This is a genomic window from Streptomyces pilosus, assembly GCF_014649835.1.
GTDB lineage: Bacteria > Actinomycetota > Actinomycetes > Streptomycetales > Streptomycetaceae > Streptomyces > Streptomyces pilosus.
Map to the genome: position 1 here is coordinate 110,368 of NZ_BMTU01000015.1, position 14,484 is coordinate 124,851.

21 protein-coding genes are annotated in these 14,484 nt (G+C 71.9%); 4 read left to right on the forward strand and 17 right to left on the reverse strand.

Features of this window, described 5'->3' with window-relative positions; genetic code table 11:
• Nucleotides 1–119: 119 nt before the first annotated feature.
• Together IE118_RS28910 and IE118_RS28915 are read right to left on the reverse strand one after the other, a co-directional pair.
• The gene (locus tag IE118_RS28910) at nucleotides 120–893 is read right to left on the reverse strand and encodes an HAD family hydrolase (protein ID WP_373303240.1); all 774 of its coding nucleotides are present in this window, start codon (nucleotides 891–893) and stop codon (nucleotides 120–122) included.
• A complete protein-coding gene (locus IE118_RS28915; protein WP_189561029.1) occupies nucleotides 893–1,771 on the reverse strand; it encodes a GntR family transcriptional regulator in 879 nt (292 codons plus the stop codon). Before IE118_RS28915 ends, IE118_RS28910 begins: the two co-directional genes overlap by 1 nt.
• A 132-nt stretch (nucleotides 1,772–1,903) precedes the next feature.
• Between IE118_RS28915 and IE118_RS28920 the strand changes: the two genes are divergently transcribed.
• On the forward strand, nucleotides 1,904–2,092 hold the full coding sequence (locus tag IE118_RS28920; RefSeq protein ID WP_189561030.1) for a hypothetical protein: 189 nt from the start codon (nucleotides 1,904–1,906) through the stop codon (nucleotides 2,090–2,092).
• 36 nt (nucleotides 2,093–2,128) lie between these two features.
• Here IE118_RS28920 and IE118_RS28925 read toward each other — a convergent pair whose 3' ends face one another.
• Nucleotides 2,129–3,037, reverse strand: coding sequence for a winged helix-turn-helix domain-containing protein (locus IE118_RS28925; protein ID WP_189561031.1), 909 nt, complete (start codon nucleotides 3,035–3,037; stop codon nucleotides 2,129–2,131).
• Between the two features lie 178 nt (nucleotides 3,038–3,215).
• Between IE118_RS28925 and IE118_RS28930 the strand changes: the two genes are divergently transcribed.
• Nucleotides 3,216–3,401, forward strand: a complete 186-nt coding sequence (locus IE118_RS28930; RefSeq protein ID WP_189561032.1) for a hypothetical protein — start codon at nucleotides 3,216–3,218, stop codon at nucleotides 3,399–3,401.
• A gap of 170 nt (nucleotides 3,402–3,571) precedes the next feature.
• Here the strand turns inward: IE118_RS28930 and IE118_RS28935 are convergent, their stop codons facing one another.
• On the reverse strand, nucleotides 3,572–4,828 hold the full coding sequence (locus IE118_RS28935) for a GNAT family N-acetyltransferase (RefSeq protein ID WP_189561033.1): 1,257 nt from the start codon (nucleotides 4,826–4,828) through the stop codon (nucleotides 3,572–3,574).
• Between the two features lie 70 nt (nucleotides 4,829–4,898).
• The gene (locus tag IE118_RS28940) at nucleotides 4,899–5,531 is read right to left on the reverse strand and encodes an RsiG family protein (protein ID WP_189561034.1); all 633 of its coding nucleotides are present in this window, start codon (nucleotides 5,529–5,531) and stop codon (nucleotides 4,899–4,901) included.
• Between the two features lie 177 nt (nucleotides 5,532–5,708).
• Here IE118_RS28940 and dtd point away from each other — a divergent pair, with 177 nt between their 5' ends.
• Nucleotides 5,709–6,134: a D-aminoacyl-tRNA deacylase gene (gene dtd, locus IE118_RS28945; protein WP_189561035.1), complete on the forward strand. Its 426-nt coding sequence runs from the start codon at nucleotides 5,709–5,711 to the stop codon at nucleotides 6,132–6,134.
• Between the two features lie 57 nt (nucleotides 6,135–6,191).
• Here the strand turns inward: dtd and ygfZ are convergent, their stop codons facing one another.
• The 6 genes from ygfZ to IE118_RS28975 all read right to left on the reverse strand — a co-directional run bounded on the left by ygfZ (nucleotide 6,192) and on the right by IE118_RS28975 (nucleotide 10,870).
• Nucleotides 6,192–7,157 (reverse strand): CAF17-like 4Fe-4S cluster assembly/insertion protein YgfZ, encoded by a 966-nt coding sequence (gene ygfZ / locus IE118_RS28950; RefSeq protein ID WP_189561036.1) that lies wholly within the window; start codon nucleotides 7,155–7,157, stop codon nucleotides 6,192–6,194.
• Between the two features lie 9 nt (nucleotides 7,158–7,166).
• Nucleotides 7,167–7,604, reverse strand: coding sequence for a Fur family transcriptional regulator (locus tag IE118_RS28955; RefSeq protein ID WP_189561037.1), 438 nt, complete (start codon nucleotides 7,602–7,604; stop codon nucleotides 7,167–7,169).
• Nucleotides 7,605–7,648: 44 nt separating this feature from the next.
• Nucleotides 7,649–8,224: a heme-binding beta-barrel domain-containing protein gene (locus IE118_RS28960; protein ID WP_189561038.1), complete on the reverse strand. Its 576-nt coding sequence runs from the start codon at nucleotides 8,222–8,224 to the stop codon at nucleotides 7,649–7,651.
• Between the two features lie 224 nt (nucleotides 8,225–8,448).
• A complete protein-coding gene (locus tag IE118_RS28965) occupies nucleotides 8,449–9,282 on the reverse strand; it encodes a hypothetical protein (protein WP_189561039.1) in 834 nt (277 codons plus the stop codon).
• Nucleotides 9,279–10,073: a hypothetical protein gene (locus IE118_RS28970; RefSeq protein ID WP_189561040.1), complete on the reverse strand. Its 795-nt coding sequence runs from the start codon at nucleotides 10,071–10,073 to the stop codon at nucleotides 9,279–9,281. The genes IE118_RS28965 and IE118_RS28970 overlap by 4 nt, the downstream gene beginning before the upstream one ends.
• Complete coding sequence (locus IE118_RS28975; RefSeq protein WP_229846975.1) at nucleotides 10,070–10,870, reverse strand: hypothetical protein; 801 nt, start codon at nucleotides 10,868–10,870, stop codon at nucleotides 10,070–10,072. The genes IE118_RS28970 and IE118_RS28975 overlap by 4 nt, the downstream gene beginning before the upstream one ends.
• Nucleotides 10,871–10,969: 99 nt before the next feature.
• On the opposite strand from IE118_RS28975, the gene IE118_RS28980 reads away from it, so the two are divergent.
• On the forward strand, nucleotides 10,970–11,332 hold the full coding sequence (locus tag IE118_RS28980; RefSeq protein WP_189561042.1) for a DsrE family protein: 363 nt from the start codon (nucleotides 10,970–10,972) through the stop codon (nucleotides 11,330–11,332).
• Here IE118_RS28980 and IE118_RS28985 read toward each other — a convergent pair.
• The 6 genes from IE118_RS28985 to IE118_RS29005 all read right to left on the reverse strand — a co-directional run bounded on the left by IE118_RS28985 (nucleotide 11,326) and on the right by IE118_RS29005 (nucleotide 14,429).
• Nucleotides 11,326–11,712 carry a VOC family protein gene (locus tag IE118_RS28985; RefSeq protein ID WP_189561043.1) on the reverse strand — a complete coding sequence of 129 codons (387 nt, stop codon included), beginning with the start codon at nucleotides 11,710–11,712 and terminating at the stop codon, nucleotides 11,326–11,328. The two genes, IE118_RS28980 and IE118_RS28985, sit on opposite strands and share 7 nt — an antisense overlap.
• Before the next feature lie 10 nt (nucleotides 11,713–11,722).
• Nucleotides 11,723–11,983 (reverse strand): DUF3099 domain-containing protein, encoded by a 261-nt coding sequence (locus IE118_RS28990; protein WP_189561044.1) that lies wholly within the window; start codon nucleotides 11,981–11,983, stop codon nucleotides 11,723–11,725.
• A gap of 95 nt (nucleotides 11,984–12,078) precedes the next feature.
• Nucleotides 12,079–12,366: a DUF1416 domain-containing protein gene (locus tag IE118_RS28995; protein ID WP_018527919.1), complete on the reverse strand. Its 288-nt coding sequence runs from the start codon at nucleotides 12,364–12,366 to the stop codon at nucleotides 12,079–12,081.
• 41 nt (nucleotides 12,367–12,407) lie between these two features.
• Entirely contained in the window at nucleotides 12,408–13,253 is an 846-nt protein-coding gene (locus tag IE118_RS29000; RefSeq protein WP_189561045.1) for a sulfurtransferase, read from the reverse strand.
• Between the two features lie 121 nt (nucleotides 13,254–13,374).
• Nucleotides 13,375–13,482 carry a putative leader peptide gene (locus IE118_RS34775; protein WP_351803474.1) on the reverse strand — a complete coding sequence of 36 codons (108 nt, stop codon included), beginning with the start codon at nucleotides 13,480–13,482 and terminating at the stop codon, nucleotides 13,375–13,377.
• A gap of 206 nt (nucleotides 13,483–13,688) precedes the next feature.
• Nucleotides 13,689–14,429 (reverse strand): LmeA family phospholipid-binding protein, encoded by a 741-nt coding sequence (locus IE118_RS29005; RefSeq protein WP_189561046.1) that lies wholly within the window; start codon nucleotides 14,427–14,429, stop codon nucleotides 13,689–13,691.
• Between the last annotated feature and the right edge of the window lie 55 nt (nucleotides 14,430–14,484).

The window sequence follows — 14,484 nt, forward strand, 5'->3', positions numbered from 1 at the left end:
CTCGGGTGAGGTGCCCCTGGACACGACCGGAGACGAGCGCGTACTCATGCGGTGCGCGAAATCTACCGCACGGCGCCCCCGCCTGAGGCGGTGTTCGCGGCGGACGCGGCCGTCGGCGGTCAGGCCTGACGCCGGCCCCCGACCGTCCGGAGCACCGGCTCCAGGGACTCCACGACCACCGCGGCGCCGGCGTCGCGCAGCAGCTTGCGCTTGTGGTCGTTGCGGGCGTAGCCCAGGAACGGGACGCCGGCCGCGCGGGCGGCGAACAGGTCGGAGGGGGTGTCGCCGATCATCAGGGCGGTCGCGGGGGCGGCGCCCGTCGCGTTCAGGGCGCGGTGGATGCAGTGGGGGTCGGGTTTCAGGTGGTCCAGCCGCTGGGTGCGGCCGTAGAGGTGGGGGGCGAAGCAGCGGACCAGGCCGCGGGAGGCGAGGTACTCGCGCGCCACCCGGGGCGAGTTGTTGGTGGTGACGGCCAGCCGGGCGCCCACCGCGGTCCAGGTGCGGATCAGCGGATCGGCGTAGGGGGTGGGCATGGCGGAGGCGGTGGCCTTCAGCTCCTCCTGGGTGAGGCGTTCCTCCAGCTCCGCCACCAGGTCGCTGCCGGGGTGGCGGCGGTCGACGGCGCGCAGCACGACGTGCGGGTCCAGCAAGTCGCGTTCGGCCTCCGAGAGCAGGCCGTGCAGCCCCCGCCCCTCCAGCCAGGAGGCCAGGTCGTTCGCCACCCGTTCCGCCGAGTGGCCGGCGAAGAGGCGGCATATGGGCCCGTCGAAGTCCCACAGCACGACCCGGGCACCTTCGATCAGGTCACGCAGTCGTCCGGGTTCCGTCTCGTCTCCTGGTTCCGTCTCGGTCGCCGCCGTCACCGCATCGGTCCGTGTCGTCTCAGAAGTCACTAGGAGAGTGTCAGGTCCGTCGTGATGGTTTCCCAGAGGGCGTCGAACCACTTCTGCGACTGCTCCACGAACGCCTGGTCCCGCCGGCCCGCCTGCCGGACGAAGGAGAAGAGCAGGGACGCCGATCCGAGGACGTCGTACATCTGGAGGTTGTGGCTCTCCCACTCCTCCTCGCGCCGGGTCAGCATGTAGTAGCCGAGCAGGGCCTCGCGGCCGTTGAGCAGGTACAGCTTGACCGGCGGGGTGAAGGGCAGCGCCCGGAACGAGACGTGCACGTCGATGCCGTGCGTGGCGCGCAGGGCGAGGAGGTTGTGCTGGAGCACGCGGGCCTGGGCGTTGCGGATGGCCAGCCAGCGCTCGTGGACCGGGCTGTCGCGGCCGTCCTCCTCGACGGGGACCGGGAAGGCCAGGTTGATGTTCCGGGAGGGCAGCAGGAGGCGCACCTCGACCGACTGCGGGCGGATGCGGCCCTCGTGGATGTGGCGGAGCGGTTCCCCGAGGGCGAGCATGAGGCTCTCGGAGGTCAGGCAGACCGCGTCGATCCGTACCTGCTCCTCCTCGAAGGCTCCCGTCAGGCGGGGCGCCAGTCCCACCATCGTCGGCTGCGGCTCCTCCCGGGCGGGAGCGGGGGCGGCGATCCGCGGTGGGCTGCCCTTGCTGACGTTGCTGAGCAGGCCGTCGTCCTGGAGCGCGCGCAGCGCCTGGCGGACGGTGCCGCGCTCCACGCCGAACTCCTCGGCGAGCTCGGCCTGGGTGGGCAGCCGGTCGCCGGCCTTGAGCTCGCCGGCCCGGATGCGTTCCCGCAGGATGTCGGCGATCTCCTGGGGCGAGAGCCTGCTGCTGCCGTTCACTGCCGCGTCCTCCTGGGTCACGACCAAACGCTACAACCTTGATCCATCTGCGGGGAGTTGTTTGTAAGTTGTTTACGGATGGCGACCAAGTGGGGACAACCAACTAAGAGTTGGTTGCCAACTCCTTGAAGTTGGCATCACCGCCAGGGGGAAACCACCATGCAGTTGCTCGCTCTGCTCTCCGCCGTCCTCGTCATCTCCGTCCAGCAGCTCGTCGAGTGGAAGTTCGGCATGGCCGGCCTCGTCGGTCTGCTGCTGCTCACCATAGGCATCCGGGCCAACCGGCCGGGCATCAGCTCCGCCGGGGCGGTGCTGCTCGCGCTGCTCGTGTCGCGGCCCGCCCTGTGAGGGGGGCCGTCCCGGAACCGTTCGGCGTGGGGGACGTCAGCGCGTGAGCACCAGCTCCGAACTGATCGTCTCCCACAGTGCGTCGAACCACAGGTGCGACTGCTCCACGAACGTGGCGTCCCGCGGTCCGGGCCCCTGTTCGAAGGCGAAGAGCATGGACCGTATGCCCTGCGCGTCGTAGGTCTCCAGGCTCTCCTGGTCGATCTGCGCCCGGCTGCGGGCCACCGTGTAGTAGGCGAACAGTGCCTCCACGCGATTGAGCAGGTACAGCTTCACCGGCGGCGTGAAGGGCAGCGCCCGGAACGAGACGCTCACGTCGATGCCGTGCGTGGCGCGCAGGGCGAGGAGATTGTGGCGCAGCACCTGCCCCTGGGCGTTGCGCATCGACAGCCACCGCTCGTGCACCGGGTCCCGCGCGCCTCCGCGCCCCTCGACCGGCACCGGGAAGGCGAGGTCGATGTCGTGGCTGGGCAGCAGGACCCGGACGTCGACCTTGGCCGGTTTCACTCGTCCCGCGTGGATCTGGCGCAGCGGCTCCCCCATGGCGAGCGTGAGGGAGATGGAGGTCAGGCAGACGGCGTCGATCCGGACGTGCTCGGACTCGAAAGCGGCCGCGATCCTCGGCGCGAGGCCCACCGTGGTGGGCAGCGGCGGCGCGGCGGGCCCGGCCGGTGCGCCGCCGGGCCGGTCCGCGACGGTCGCCGGGGCGCCCTTGGAGACGTTGGTGAGCAACTGCTCGGACTGGAGAATGCGCAGCGCCCGGCGTATCGCGGGGCGTTCCACACCGAACTCCGCGGCGAGCCGGGCCTGGGTGGGCATGCGTTCGCCGGGCCGCAGCGCACCGGTCCGGATCCGGGCGCGCAGCTCGTCGGCCACCTCGCGATGCGTCCGCCGCGGCAGCTCCGACGTCTCCCGACCATTGACGGGGGCATGTTCCGGGTCCACAGCCGAACACTACAACTTCGCGCCATCTTACGGCAGTTCAGCGGAGGGTGGTTATAAGCCTCGTCCAAGTGGAGATAACTGAAGACAAGTTGGTCACCAACTTGCGCAACCTGGTCGCTGGACACGGAGGTTGGCCACCAGGGTGACGAGTGGGGACCTCGGACACAGGGGGACCGTCATGCCGCTCATCGCCATCGTCCTCGCCGCCCTGGCCATTGGATTCGAGCAGCTCGTCCAGTGGAAGTACGGGCCGATGGGGATCATCGCCTTCGTCGCCCTCACCGTGGGCATCAAGGCGAGGAACACCGTGATCAGCGGCATCGGCGCGGTCATCCTCGTGATGCTGTTCGCCCAGTCGGGCTGACGGCACCGTACGGACCGCCGGCCGGGTTCCCTTCCGGAGGGGAGCCGGGAGCCCGCCGGCGGAGCACCACCCGCACGACCACAACCACAACTGAACAGCTCGCTACGGATGAGCACGCACCCGTCGCCGGAGGAAGGAGACGGCACCAGGAGCGCGCAGGGACACCGCGCTCAGAAGATGTCCGGGCACCACGGTCGCCTGGACGTACGCAGCAGGGCGTCGGCCTGACGGGCGGCGCCCGCTCGTTCTTCCCGCACCCGGCCCAGCGCCGCCAGCCGCACCGCGGACTCGTCGCCCAGCCAGAGCGTCGCCAACTCGGCCACGCTCAGCGTCAGATCGGCGCCCTCGGCGGTCGGCACACAGGACCCGGCCCCGTCCGCCGACGCCTCCAGCCGGAAGCGTCCGCCGGTCAGTCCGGCGCCGTCGGCCACCTCCAGCACCAGCGACCCCGCCGCCTGGTACGTCCGCGCCTCCAGCGCCCGTACGACGTCCAGGATCCGCACCCACAGCCAGTCCGCCTGGGTGGTGACCGCCGCGGCGCGCGGGTCCGGCAGGAAGTGCGGGAGCAGGTCGTCGGGGGCCCGCCAGCCGGTGCGCACCGCCACCACCCAGTCGACCGAGCACAGGTAGTGCCACAGCGCCCGCTCCGCGGCCGGGGTGACCGCGATCAGCCACTTCACCCGGGCCGTGTTCAACGGCTGCTTCGCGTCGCCCCAGTGGTCGTCGGCCGTGTAGGCGACCATGCCCTCGACCTCGCCGCCCGCCGAGCGGTAGACCGCGTGGAACGGCTCGCGGAACGTCGGGTGGAAACGCACCTCCCCGGTGGCCGTCCGCCACCACAGTTCGTCCCGGTCCACCGCGCCCGGCTGCCGCCGGCGGAGCCGCTCGTGCAGGTCCGGGCCCAGCTTGCGGACGTCCTCCCCGTCCACCAGATCGATCCGCCCGCCGTCCTCCGGCCCGGACCGGCGCGGGTCCAGACCGGTGCGCGGCACGTCGATCGTCCACTCGGTCGCCGAGGTGGCCGGACCGAAGCCGTAGCGCCCGTAGATGGGGTACTCGGCGGCGATGAGCGTGGCGACGACGTCCCCGCGCTCCTTCGCCGCGGCGAGGTCCTGCTCCATCATGCGGCTGAGCAGCCCGCGCCGCCGGTGGGTGGGGGAGACGGTGACGTTGGTGACGGCGTCGGCGGGGACGGTCGCCCCGCCGACCACGGTGAGCTCCTGGGCGAAGGAGCGGAACGTCGCCACACAGCGCCCGCCGTCGAAGGCCCCGGTCGACCGGCCGGCCGTGAACTGCGCCCGGCGCGCGTCCAGGACGTCCTCGGGCAGGGTGGGTTCACGCAGGAACCCGATGTTCATGGCCCGTTGCCAGTCGGCGAACTCGGACTCGGCGACGGTGCGGACGTCGAGGGCGGGGCGGGAGGTCATGGGCACACGGTAGGTCGGCCGTGCGCCGGGTGTCGACGAGGTTTCCCCCGTCGCCCCGCCCCGCCGGCGCTCACACGAGCAGGTCGTCCACCTGCGCCTCTCCCTCCCGGTACCGGCGCGCGATCTCCGCGCTGCACTCGTCGGCCGTGCGCTGCAGCCGCTGCCGCCGCCGGGACACCTGCTGCTCGTAGCGCACGAGCCGTCCCATCGCGGTGGTCAGCTCCCCGTCGGTGCGGGCACCGAGGTCGGACAGCTCCACCTCGCCGAGCATCTCGGCCGCCAGCCGCCGGTACTCCTCGCTGTGCGGCGTCCCCAGCGTCACGTGACGGGCGGAGGACCGGTGCCGGGCCGGGGCGTCCCGCAGGATCTCCGACAGCCGCTCCACGACCGACGCGCCCTCCGCCGCGACGACCGACCGCGCGCCCACCGGAACCCGCCGGGCCAGCTCCGCCCGCAGGATGTCGATGCGGCCCTGGAGCAGCCGCCGCACATAACTGAGATCGGCCTCGTCCCGCTGTGCGTCACGGCGCACCGCGCGCAGCTCCGGCAGGCCCAGCAGGTGCAGCTCCGCCGCCCGCTCCTCCTCGGGCAGCACCGGACTGTCGGTGCGCTGTGTCGGCGGCCGGTGGAACTCCCGCTCCCCGATGCCCGCTTCGGCGGGCGGAACGGCCGTGACCGGCCGTCCGCTTCCCGGTGTGCTCATGTGCCTCAACCGTCCCCTCGACCGGCATGTGCCAGCATCGTGCCACCCCAACCGGACGCTATGTGAGCGAGTGTCCCCGATCCGCCCCAGATGGGCGCTAAGGAGTAAAAATAGCCCGACCGGGGCTTCGCGCGGGCCGCCGTCGGCCGCCTGTTCGCCGACCGGCATGATGGTCGTATGCGAGCGGTGGTGCAGCGGGTCGACGGCGCGAGCGTCGTGGTGGACGGCGAGACGGTGGGCGCGATCGAGGGCGAGGGACTGTGCGTCCTCGTCGGCGTCACCCACGAGGACACCAAGGAGGACGCGGCCCGGCTCGCCCGCAAGCTGTGGTCGGTGCGGATGCTCGAGGACGAGAAGTCGTGCAGCGACGTCGACGCCCCGCTCCTGGTGATCAGCCAGTTCACTCTTTACGGCGACGCCCGCAAGGGCCGCCGCCCCACCTGGAACGCCGCCGCCCCGGGTGACGTCGCCGAGCCGCTGGTCGACGAGGTGGTCGCGCAGCTGCGCGCGCTGGGCGCGACGGTGGCGACGGGCCGCTTCGGCGCGAAGATGCGGGTGTCGCTGACCAACGACGGCCCGTTCACCGTCCTGCTGGAGATCTGACCCCTGCCGGCAGAGGACGCCCGGGAGCCCCGGCTCCTGCTCGGGACCCGGCCGGGCTCAGGGCTCGACGACGGTCTCCTGGGCGGCCGCTGTGTCCCCGGCGACCAGCCGCGCGTCCACCGGCACGTTCCGCTTCACCAGGGCCAGGGCGACCGGTCCCAGCTCGTGGTGGCGCACGGACGTCGTGACGAACCCGATCTTCCGCCCGTCCGGGCCGTCGTCCGCCAGCCGGAGCTCGGTCCCGGGCACCGGCAGGTGCACCTCGCTGCCGTCCAGGTGCAGGAACACCAGCCGCCGCGGCGGCTTGCCGAGGTTCTGCACCCGGGCGACCGTCTCCTGCCCGCGGTAGCAGCCCTTCTGCAGGTGCACGGCGCCGCCGATCCAGCCCAGCTCGTGCGGGATGGTGCGGTGGTCGGTCTCGAACCCGAGCCGCGGCCGCTGCTGCTCGACCCGCAGCGCCTCGTACGCGAGGAGCCCGGCGGGCGGCCCCGCCTGCTCCGCGTACGCCTCCAGCTCGCCCCGCGGCAGGAACAGGTCCCTTCCGTGCGGCGTCTCCCGGACGACGACCCCCTCGGGCACCTCCGTGATGGAACCGGCCGGCAGGTGCACCACCGCGGTGTCGGCGGTGCGGTCGGCGACCTCGACCCGGTAGAAGAACTTCATCGACTCCAGGTAGGCGATCAGCGCCTCCTGGGTGCCGGGCTCGACGTGCGCCCAGACCGTCTCGCCGTCGTCGACGAGGTACAGCGCGTGCTCGATGTGGCCGTTCGCGGAGAGGATCAGGGCCTCGGTGGCCTGGTGCGGCGGCAGGTCGCTGACGTGCTGGGTGAGCAGCAGGTGCAGCCAGCCGAGCCGCTCGGGTCCGGTGACGGTGACGACCCCGCGGTGGGACAGGTCGACGAAACCGGTGCCGTCGGCGAGGGCGCGCTGCTCGCGGAACAGGTCGCCGTAGTGGGCGGCCACGCCTTCGTCCACGCCCTCGGCGGGGACGGCGCCGGGCAGGGTCAGCAGGGGGCTCTTCATATGCCAAGCCTACGACTCGGCGGACGGTGCCTTCCGGGCGCAGTCCTCGCACCGGCCGAAGATCGCGAAGTGCTTCATGTCGGTGTCGAAACCGAAGGCGTCCCGCAGTTTCGCGGTGAACTCGGCGGCCACCTCCACGTCCGCCTCGATGACGTCGGTGCAGTCACGGCAAACCAGGTGCAGGTGGTGGTGCCGGTCCGCGAGGTGGTAGGTCGGGGCGCCGTGCCCGAGGTGGGCGTGGCTCACCAGGCCCAGCTCCTCCAGCAGCTCCAGCGTGCGGTACACGGTGGAGATGTTGACCCCCGACGCCGTCTTCCGTACTTCGGAGAGGATGTCGTCGGGGGTCGCGTGCTCCAGGGTGTCCACGGCTTCGAGCACGAGTTGGCGCTGCGGCGTCAGCCGGTAGCCGCGCTGCCTGAGGTCGCTCTTCCAGTCGGTGCTCACCACACCACGAGTCTAGGGGGTGCGGCCGGGACCGGGCCGGAGTCGGCCTACTTGAAGAAGGCGATCCCGTCGTCCGGCATGTCGTCGGGCAGGGCCTTGGCCCAGCGCTCGACCTCCTCCGGGGTGACGACCTTCTTCAGGTGCGCCGACATGTAGGGGCGGAGCTCGACCTCGGGGGTCTGCTTCTCGCCGACCCACATCAGGTCGCTCTTGACGTAGCCGTAGAGCCGCTTGCCGCCGCTGTAGGGGCCCGAGGCGGCGGTGCGCGCCACCGCGTCGGTGACCAGGTCGATCTGCGGCTTGCCCTCGGCCATCTCGCCGTACCAGATCTCGATGACGCCGTCGTCGCGGGTCATCGTCACCTCGACCTTGCGGCCGGCGTCGATCCGCCAGAAGCCGTGCTCGGACTCCAGCGGCCGCACCTTGTTGCCCTCGCCGTCCAGCACCCAGGTGTGGGAGCTGTACTCCAGGAAGTCCCGGCCGTCGTGGGCGAAGGTGACCTCCTGGCCGAAGTTGCACTTCTCCGAACCGGGGAAGTCGTGCACGCCCGCGCCCGCCCAGTTGCCGAGCAGGAAGGCGAGCGGGACGAGGTCCTTGTGCAGGTCGGACGGGATCTCGATCATGAGCGGAACTTCCTGGCGTCGGTGGTCAGCGCTGACCCTGGTACAGCTTCTTCACGGTCAGCCCGGCGAAGGCGAGAACGCCGACGGCGACCAGGACCAGCAGGGCTTCGAAGAAGATAACCACGGGGTGCTCCTTGAGCGGGGGGTGCGGTGTGCACGGGACCGGACCCCAGCTTACGCGGCCGGGGCCGGCCCCCGTCGTGCGAGGTCCGCCTCGCCGCGCCTCAGCCCAGCAGCCGGCTCTGCAGCACCACCGTCTGCTGGAACGGCACGGCGTGCGCGGTGCCCTTCCGGGACTGCAGCACCACCGCGAGCACGTCTCCCGCGGCGAGGTAGGCCTGCCGGTCGTGCTCGGCGCCGCGGGGCGCGGACTCGTCGTAGACCGAGCGCTGCACCCCCGGCACGGCCGCCTTCTCCTCCGGGAGGGAGGCGTCGGGCTCGGCCCGCCCGGTGCCCCGCAGGGGGTGGGCGGGCTCCTCGTACGAGAAGTACGGCAGGAAGAGGCTGGTCTCCACCACGGCCGAGCTGTCGAAGTGCAGCAGGTAGATCCGGGTGCGGGTGCCGTCCCCAGTCGTCCAGCCGCGGGCCGCGATGTGCCGCAGGCCGCTGTCGGTGAGCTGCTGCCCGAAGGCCTCCCGGCCCTCCTGCGCGTACTCCTTCAGGAACTCCCGGGTCGGCAGCCAGCCGTCCGTGCCGCGCAGCGCCTCGTCCTCCTGCGCCCCCTGCGGGAGCGGCAGCAGGAGCGCGCGCAGGTCGGCGTGGTGGGTGCCGGCCGGGTTGGACTCCGCACGGGGGCCCGGGCTGCCGGACGGCAGGGGCGGCTTGGTCAGCGGCGGGTAGTCCCACCGCCCGTCGGACGTCGTCGCGAGGCCGGGCACGTCGGTGCGTTCCATCCGGCTGATGCCGTACGCCGTCCCCGCGCCCGCCAGGGCGAAGACCATGGCGGCGGCCGTCCAGCGCAGGGCGCCGCGCGGCACCCGCCGGTCCCCGGGCGCGGGCGGTTGCTGTGCCGGGTCCCGCGTCGTGTCGACGGCGAGGCCCTGCTGCTGTTCGGTCATGCGGCCTTCCCGGGTTCGTGGATACGGTCGAGCTGCTGCCCGAGGAGCACGGCGACGCTCCGGGTGTCGAGCGGCTTCCCACCGTCCGCGGTGAGGGTGACGAGGACGTCTGCGGCGTGAGCCGTGCAGCGCATCGACGCGAGCCGGGACGCCCGGTTCCCGGACGCCACGAAGCAGGTGGCGCTGTCGTGGCCCTCGACCGCGGGACCCTCGCGCGAGGTGTCGGCGGCGCCGAGCAGCTCGGTCCGGGACGTCGCCAGGTCCCGCGCGGAATCCCGGTCCTTCATCCGGGTGAGCACGATGCTCACGGTGGAGATCTCGCTCTCGCTGTAGACGCTGAGCGATCCGCTGAAATAGCTGCGCATCGCGGTTTCCTCGACGCGGTGGCTGTCGATTTCCTTCTCCCACCGATCGCGCTGGGCGCGCGGTAGATCCCCCGACGCCTTCTTGAGCAGTTCCACCGCCGCGGCTCCCCCGAGCCGCGTGTCCGAACCGAACTCGGCGAGGTCCGGCCCGCGCAGCCAGCCGTCGTGCCCGTACGGGACGAGCATCGCGGCCGGCCCCCGCGTCTCCGCCGCCGTCCCTTCGGCCGCGGCCGCCGAGGGGGTCCCCCAGCGGGGGGTTCCCGCGTCCCGGTCCGCGTTCTGCACGGTCACGACCGTGTAGCCGCCTGTGGCGACGACGGCTCCGGCCAGCAGCACCGAGCCGGCGACGGCGGCGGCGCGCGTCCGCCGCGCGGTCCGCTTCCCGGTGGTGGCGGGCTCGGGCGTCCGCTTCTCCGTCCCGCTCACAGTCGCTCCATCTGCCGCTCGGCCAGGTCCAGGATCGTCTTCCTGCTGACGCGCTCGCTCCCGTACACCCGGATCTCCATCACGACGTCCCCCCGCCACCCGTACGCCTCCGCGCTGTACAGGGGCTCGTAGCCGGACTCGGTCTCGGCGCGGTTGTGGACGTACGCCCGGCCGTTCCCGGTGCCCGGTACGGCCCAGCTGTCCGTGTCCCGCTCCGCTTCCGCCCCGCCCTGGAGGTGGTCGACGCTCAGGTCGGCCCCCAGGGCCTTCTCCTGCCGGAACTGGACCAGCTGGATCTCCACGCGGTATCCGTCGTCCACCCAGCCGGTGACGGCCGCCCGGCGGAACTCGTCCATGCCGTACCGCCCGAAAGCCAGTTCCGGACGGTCGTAGTCGCCGGCGTAGTCGGCGAGGTCCCTCCAGCCGTCGTCGCCCATCGGCCGGTCGGCCTTCCCGGCCCCCGGCGGCTTCTCGAGCAGCAGCGCGCGCAGGTCGCCGTCGGTCCTCACGCGCCGGTCCTGGGCGGCCGGCAGGGGCGCGGGTGCCTTGCCCGTCGCCTGGGGGAGCACCGGCTGCGACAGCGGCGGCAGCGGGGTGGGCTCACGGCCGGCCTGGACGAGGTAGCCGGTGCACGTGCCGGCGAACAGGCCCAGCACCAGGGCCGTACCGATCAGCGCGGCCGTCCGCCCGGGTCGCCGCCCGTGTCCCCCGGACGCGTCCGCGGACGGGCCCGCCTCCGGCTCGCCGGCCGAACTCGGCGCGTCCGGCGCATCGTTGGCTTTATCGGGTTGTTCCACAACATCCCCCACAGAAGGTGAAGCGCGTTCGGAGGACGCGCGCACAGGAGACCCCCGGCCGTCGGCCTGAGTTGTGGCGTTCGTGATTACGATTCGGTCATGGCGAAAAAGCTCGTGATCAAGGTGACCGCCGGTACCGACGCCCCCGAACGCTGCTCACAGGCGTTCACGGTGGCGGCGGTGGCCGCGGCCAGTGGTGTCGAGGTCTCCCTGTGGCTCACCGGGGAGTCCGCGTGGTTCGCCCTGCCGGACCGTGCCGCCGATTTCGAACTGCCGCACTCCGCGCCGCTGCCGGACCTGCTGGACTCGATCCTGGCGGGCGGCCGGGTCACCCTGTGCACGCAGTGCGCGGCCCGCCGGGACATCACGGAGAAGGACGTCCTGGAGGGCGTGCGCATCGCCGGCGCGCAGGTCTTCGTGCAGGAGGCGATGGCGGACGGCGCCCAGGCGCTCGTCTACTGAGCGGCCCGCACCCACAGGCAGAACGGATGCCCGGAGGGGTCGAACAGCACCCGCACGTCGTCCTGCGGCTGCTCCCCGGCGAGCGTCGCCCCCTCCGCCACCGCGCGGGCGGTCTCGGCTTCCAGGTCGTCGACCTCGACGTCGAGGTGCAGCATCATCTGCTGGTCGCCGGGGTTCCGCGCCGGCCAGACCGGCGGGACGTACTCCGGCTCGGTCTCGAAGGCGAGCGCCGTGCCCGCGGCGCCGTCCGGCGGTCCGATCAGCACCCAGTGGGGTTCCTCGGCGCGCATCTCGTAGCCGAGGAGCCGCGTGTAGAAGCGGGCCAGCTCGTGCGCGTCACGCGCGTCGAGCACGACGGTGGAGAGCCTGGCAGCGCACATGGCCCCCTTCCTACCGGGGGCCCTTCCTGCCGTCCAGCTCGTCCCACCATTCGTCGGACTTCGGGTCGCCGGTGGGGTCGTCCCACCAGCGGTCGTCGGGTCCGCGCCGGTTCGCGACGATCGCGGCGAGCGGCGGGATGACCATGGCGACCAGGCACATCGCGACGGCGGCCGGCACCGACCAGAGCCGTACGACGCCCCACGCCAGGACGAACAACCCGATGCAGGTGCCCATCATGACGAAGTAGGTGTGCCGCCTGCGCGCGTACATGTCTCCAGCGTAGGTCCGCGGGTCCGGACGTGCCGGAGGGCCGCATCCCGGGCGTCCAACCCGTGGGATGCGGCCCTCCGGCCGTCATCGTGTCCTCAGACCGCGATCGCGACCTCGGCCAGGCCGCCCGTCCGGGCGACGACCGTGCGGTCGGCGGTGCCGCCGGGCACCAGGGCGCGGACGGTCCAGGTGCCCTCCGCCGCGTAGAAGCGGAACTGTCCGGTGGCGGAGGTCGGAACCTCCGCGGTGAACTCGCCGGTCGAGTCCAGCAGACGGACGTAGCCCGTCACCGGCTCGCCGTCGCGGGTCACCTGGCCCTGGATGGTGGTCTCACCGGGCTTGATCGTCGAGGCGTCCGGGCCGCCGGCCTTCGCACCGCACATGTCGTACTCCTGAAGTGGTCTGGAAAGGTCGGTCGGGAGGGTTACTTGGCGGGGCCGAGCTCGATCGGCACGCCGACGAGGGAGCCGTACTCGGTCCAGGAGCCGTCGTAGTTCTTGACGTTCTCCACGCCGAGCAGCTCGTGCAGCACGAACCAGGTCAGCGCGGAGCGCTCACCGATGCGGCACAGGGCGATGGTGTCCTTGGACAGGTCGACCTGCTCGTCCTCGTAGAGCGCCTTGAGCTCCTCGTCGGACTTGAAGGTGCCGTCGTCGTTGGCGTTCTTGGACCACGGGATGTTGCGGGAGGTCGGCACGTGGCCGGGGCGCTGCGACTGCTCCTGCGGCAGGTGGGCCGGGGCGAGCAGCTTGCCGGAGAACTCGTCGGGCGAGCGCACGTCGACGATGTTCTGGTTGCCGATCGCGGCCACGACGTCGTCGCGGAAGGCGCGGATGGACGCGTCCTGCGGCTTGGCCTTGTAGTCGGTCTTCGGGCGCTCCGGCACCTCGTCGCCGGGGACCAGCTCGCGGGCGTCGAGCTCCCACTTCTTGCGGCCGCCGTCGAGGAGCTTGACGTTCTCGTGGCCGTACAGCTTGAAGTACCAGTAGGCGTACGAGGCGAACCAGTTGTTGTTGCCGCCGTAGAGGACGACCGTGTGGTCGTTGCCGATGCCCTTGTCCGACAGGAGCTTCTCGAAGCCCTCCTGGTCGACGAAGTCACGGCGGACCGGGTCCTGGAGGTCCTTGGTCCAGTCGATCCGGATGGCGTTCTTGATGTGGTTCTTCTCGTAGGCGGTGGTGTCCTCGTCCACCTCGACGATGGCGATGGTCGGGTCGTCCAGGTGCTCCTGGACCCAGTCGGCGTCGACCAGTACGTCGCTGCGGCTCATGCTTTTCTCCTCCGGGGCAGTTGGCGGGGGGTACGAACGAGAGGTGCGCGGCGGCCAGGGCGGGCCGGCGCACGGGTGCCCTCGACGGGCGGGGTGAGGATGCGGACGCCGACGCGTCCGCTCAGAAAGTGCGACAGAGCATGGCGGCGACGCGGCACAGGTCCACTGCCCGCCGCTTCGTGAGATCCGCCCGTCCCCGCGACTGGGGGACGCTTGTCTGACACCGCATGGGGTCGATCGTAAGGAGGACAGGGCGGACATGTCACCGGCATGTCGCATGCTGAGACGAGATCGTCCGACCACCGAGACCGATGGGCCCCGGAGTCACCCCCCGCCCGGCCCCGGACCCCGGGCCCCCGGTCCTCACATCTGCAGTGCGGACGCCCCCGTCTCGCCTGACGGACACCGGCCGTCTCCGCCGGGTCCCCCCGGGTGTCACCCGACCAGTCGGACGTCGGAACCCTTCACCACGATGTCCACACCGTTGCGGGCCGCCTCGACCCGGTCCAGGCGGATGCCGCCCGGGAGGCCGTCGATCTTCTGCTCGAAGTCGGTGATCCGCCGCACCCGCGACTCGGCGAGCGCGACCCCGCCGAACTCGGGCAGCGCGTCGGCCTTCACCCGCACGGTGTCACCGTCCACGACGGTCACCGAGCTGAGCACGGAGACCGGCTCGGGCAGCTTGGTGCCGAGCACGGTGGCCTCCACCGCCACCTTGATCTTCCCGTTGCCGCCGTCGGAAAGACCGACGACCTCGGCGGTGACACCGGGAGCCACCTGGGTCGCCTCGGACTTGGCCTGCTGCAGCAGTTCGTCGTAGGCGACGGTCGCGGTGCCGGTGGCGCTGTCGGCGACGGCGGAGCTGAAGTCGCTGGAGAAGTCGACGCCCCTCATGTCGGCGCGCAGGTCGCCGATCCGGATCTTCCGGCCGCCGTCACCGGTGCCGGCCTCGTAGCCCTCGATGCCGACCTGCACCTCGTCGAGGGTGCCGCCGGCGACCTGGGTCAGGAAGGGGAAGCCCTTGATGGACACGTCGGGGGTGGACGCGAGGTTCTCGTTCGCCTTCAGGCGGTCCGCCGCCTCGCCCTCGGCGAGGTTGACCGCGACGCGGTCCACGATCACGAAGATCCCGCCCAGTATCACGAGGACGACGAGCAGTATTCGCAGTGCGCGCATGCGGTGTTTCCCCCACCTGTGCTGGTCCGACGGCGTTGCCGACGACCGGCCGGCC

What these genes read in the sequence shown, in the direction of transcription:
- IE118_RS29000 (WP_189561045.1), bottom strand. Translation starts at nt 13,253, where the DNA reads ATGAGCCGCAGCGACGTACTGGTCGACGCCGACTGGGTCCAGGAGCAC.
- IE118_RS28960 (WP_189561038.1), bottom strand. Translation starts at nt 8,224, where the DNA reads ATGATCGAGATCCCGTCCGACCTGCACAAGGACCTCGTCCCGCTCGCC.
- ygfZ (WP_189561036.1), bottom strand. Translation starts at nt 7,157, where the DNA reads ATGAAGAGCCCCCTGCTGACCCTGCCCGGCGCCGTCCCCGCCGAGGGC.
- IE118_RS28920 (WP_189561030.1), top strand. Translation starts at nt 1,904, where the DNA reads ATGCAGTTGCTCGCTCTGCTCTCCGCCGTCCTCGTCATCTCCGTCCAG.
- IE118_RS29005 (WP_189561046.1), bottom strand. Translation starts at nt 14,429, where the DNA reads ATGCGCGCACTGCGAATACTGCTCGTCGTCCTCGTGATACTGGGCGGG.
- IE118_RS28980 (WP_189561042.1), top strand. Translation starts at nt 10,970, where the DNA reads ATGGCGAAAAAGCTCGTGATCAAGGTGACCGCCGGTACCGACGCCCCC.
- IE118_RS28935 (WP_189561033.1), bottom strand. Translation starts at nt 4,828, where the DNA reads ATGACCTCCCGCCCCGCCCTCGACGTCCGCACCGTCGCCGAGTCCGAG.
- IE118_RS28965 (WP_189561039.1), bottom strand. Translation starts at nt 9,282, where the DNA reads ATGACCGAACAGCAGCAGGGCCTCGCCGTCGACACGACGCGGGACCCG.
- IE118_RS28985 (WP_189561043.1), bottom strand. Translation starts at nt 11,712, where the DNA reads ATGTGCGCTGCCAGGCTCTCCACCGTCGTGCTCGACGCGCGTGACGCG.
- dtd (WP_189561035.1), top strand. Translation starts at nt 5,709, where the DNA reads ATGCGAGCGGTGGTGCAGCGGGTCGACGGCGCGAGCGTCGTGGTGGAC.
- IE118_RS28940 (WP_189561034.1), bottom strand. Translation starts at nt 5,531, where the DNA reads ATGAGCACACCGGGAAGCGGACGGCCGGTCACGGCCGTTCCGCCCGCC.
- IE118_RS28990 (WP_189561044.1), bottom strand. Translation starts at nt 11,983, where the DNA reads ATGTACGCGCGCAGGCGGCACACCTACTTCGTCATGATGGGCACCTGC.
- IE118_RS34775 (WP_351803474.1), bottom strand. Translation starts at nt 13,482, where the DNA reads ATGCGGTGTCAGACAAGCGTCCCCCAGTCGCGGGGACGGGCGGATCTC.
- IE118_RS28930 (WP_189561032.1), top strand. Translation starts at nt 3,216, where the DNA reads ATGCCGCTCATCGCCATCGTCCTCGCCGCCCTGGCCATTGGATTCGAG.
- IE118_RS28995 (WP_018527919.1), bottom strand. Translation starts at nt 12,366, where the DNA reads ATGTGCGGTGCGAAGGCCGGCGGCCCGGACGCCTCGACGATCAAGCCC.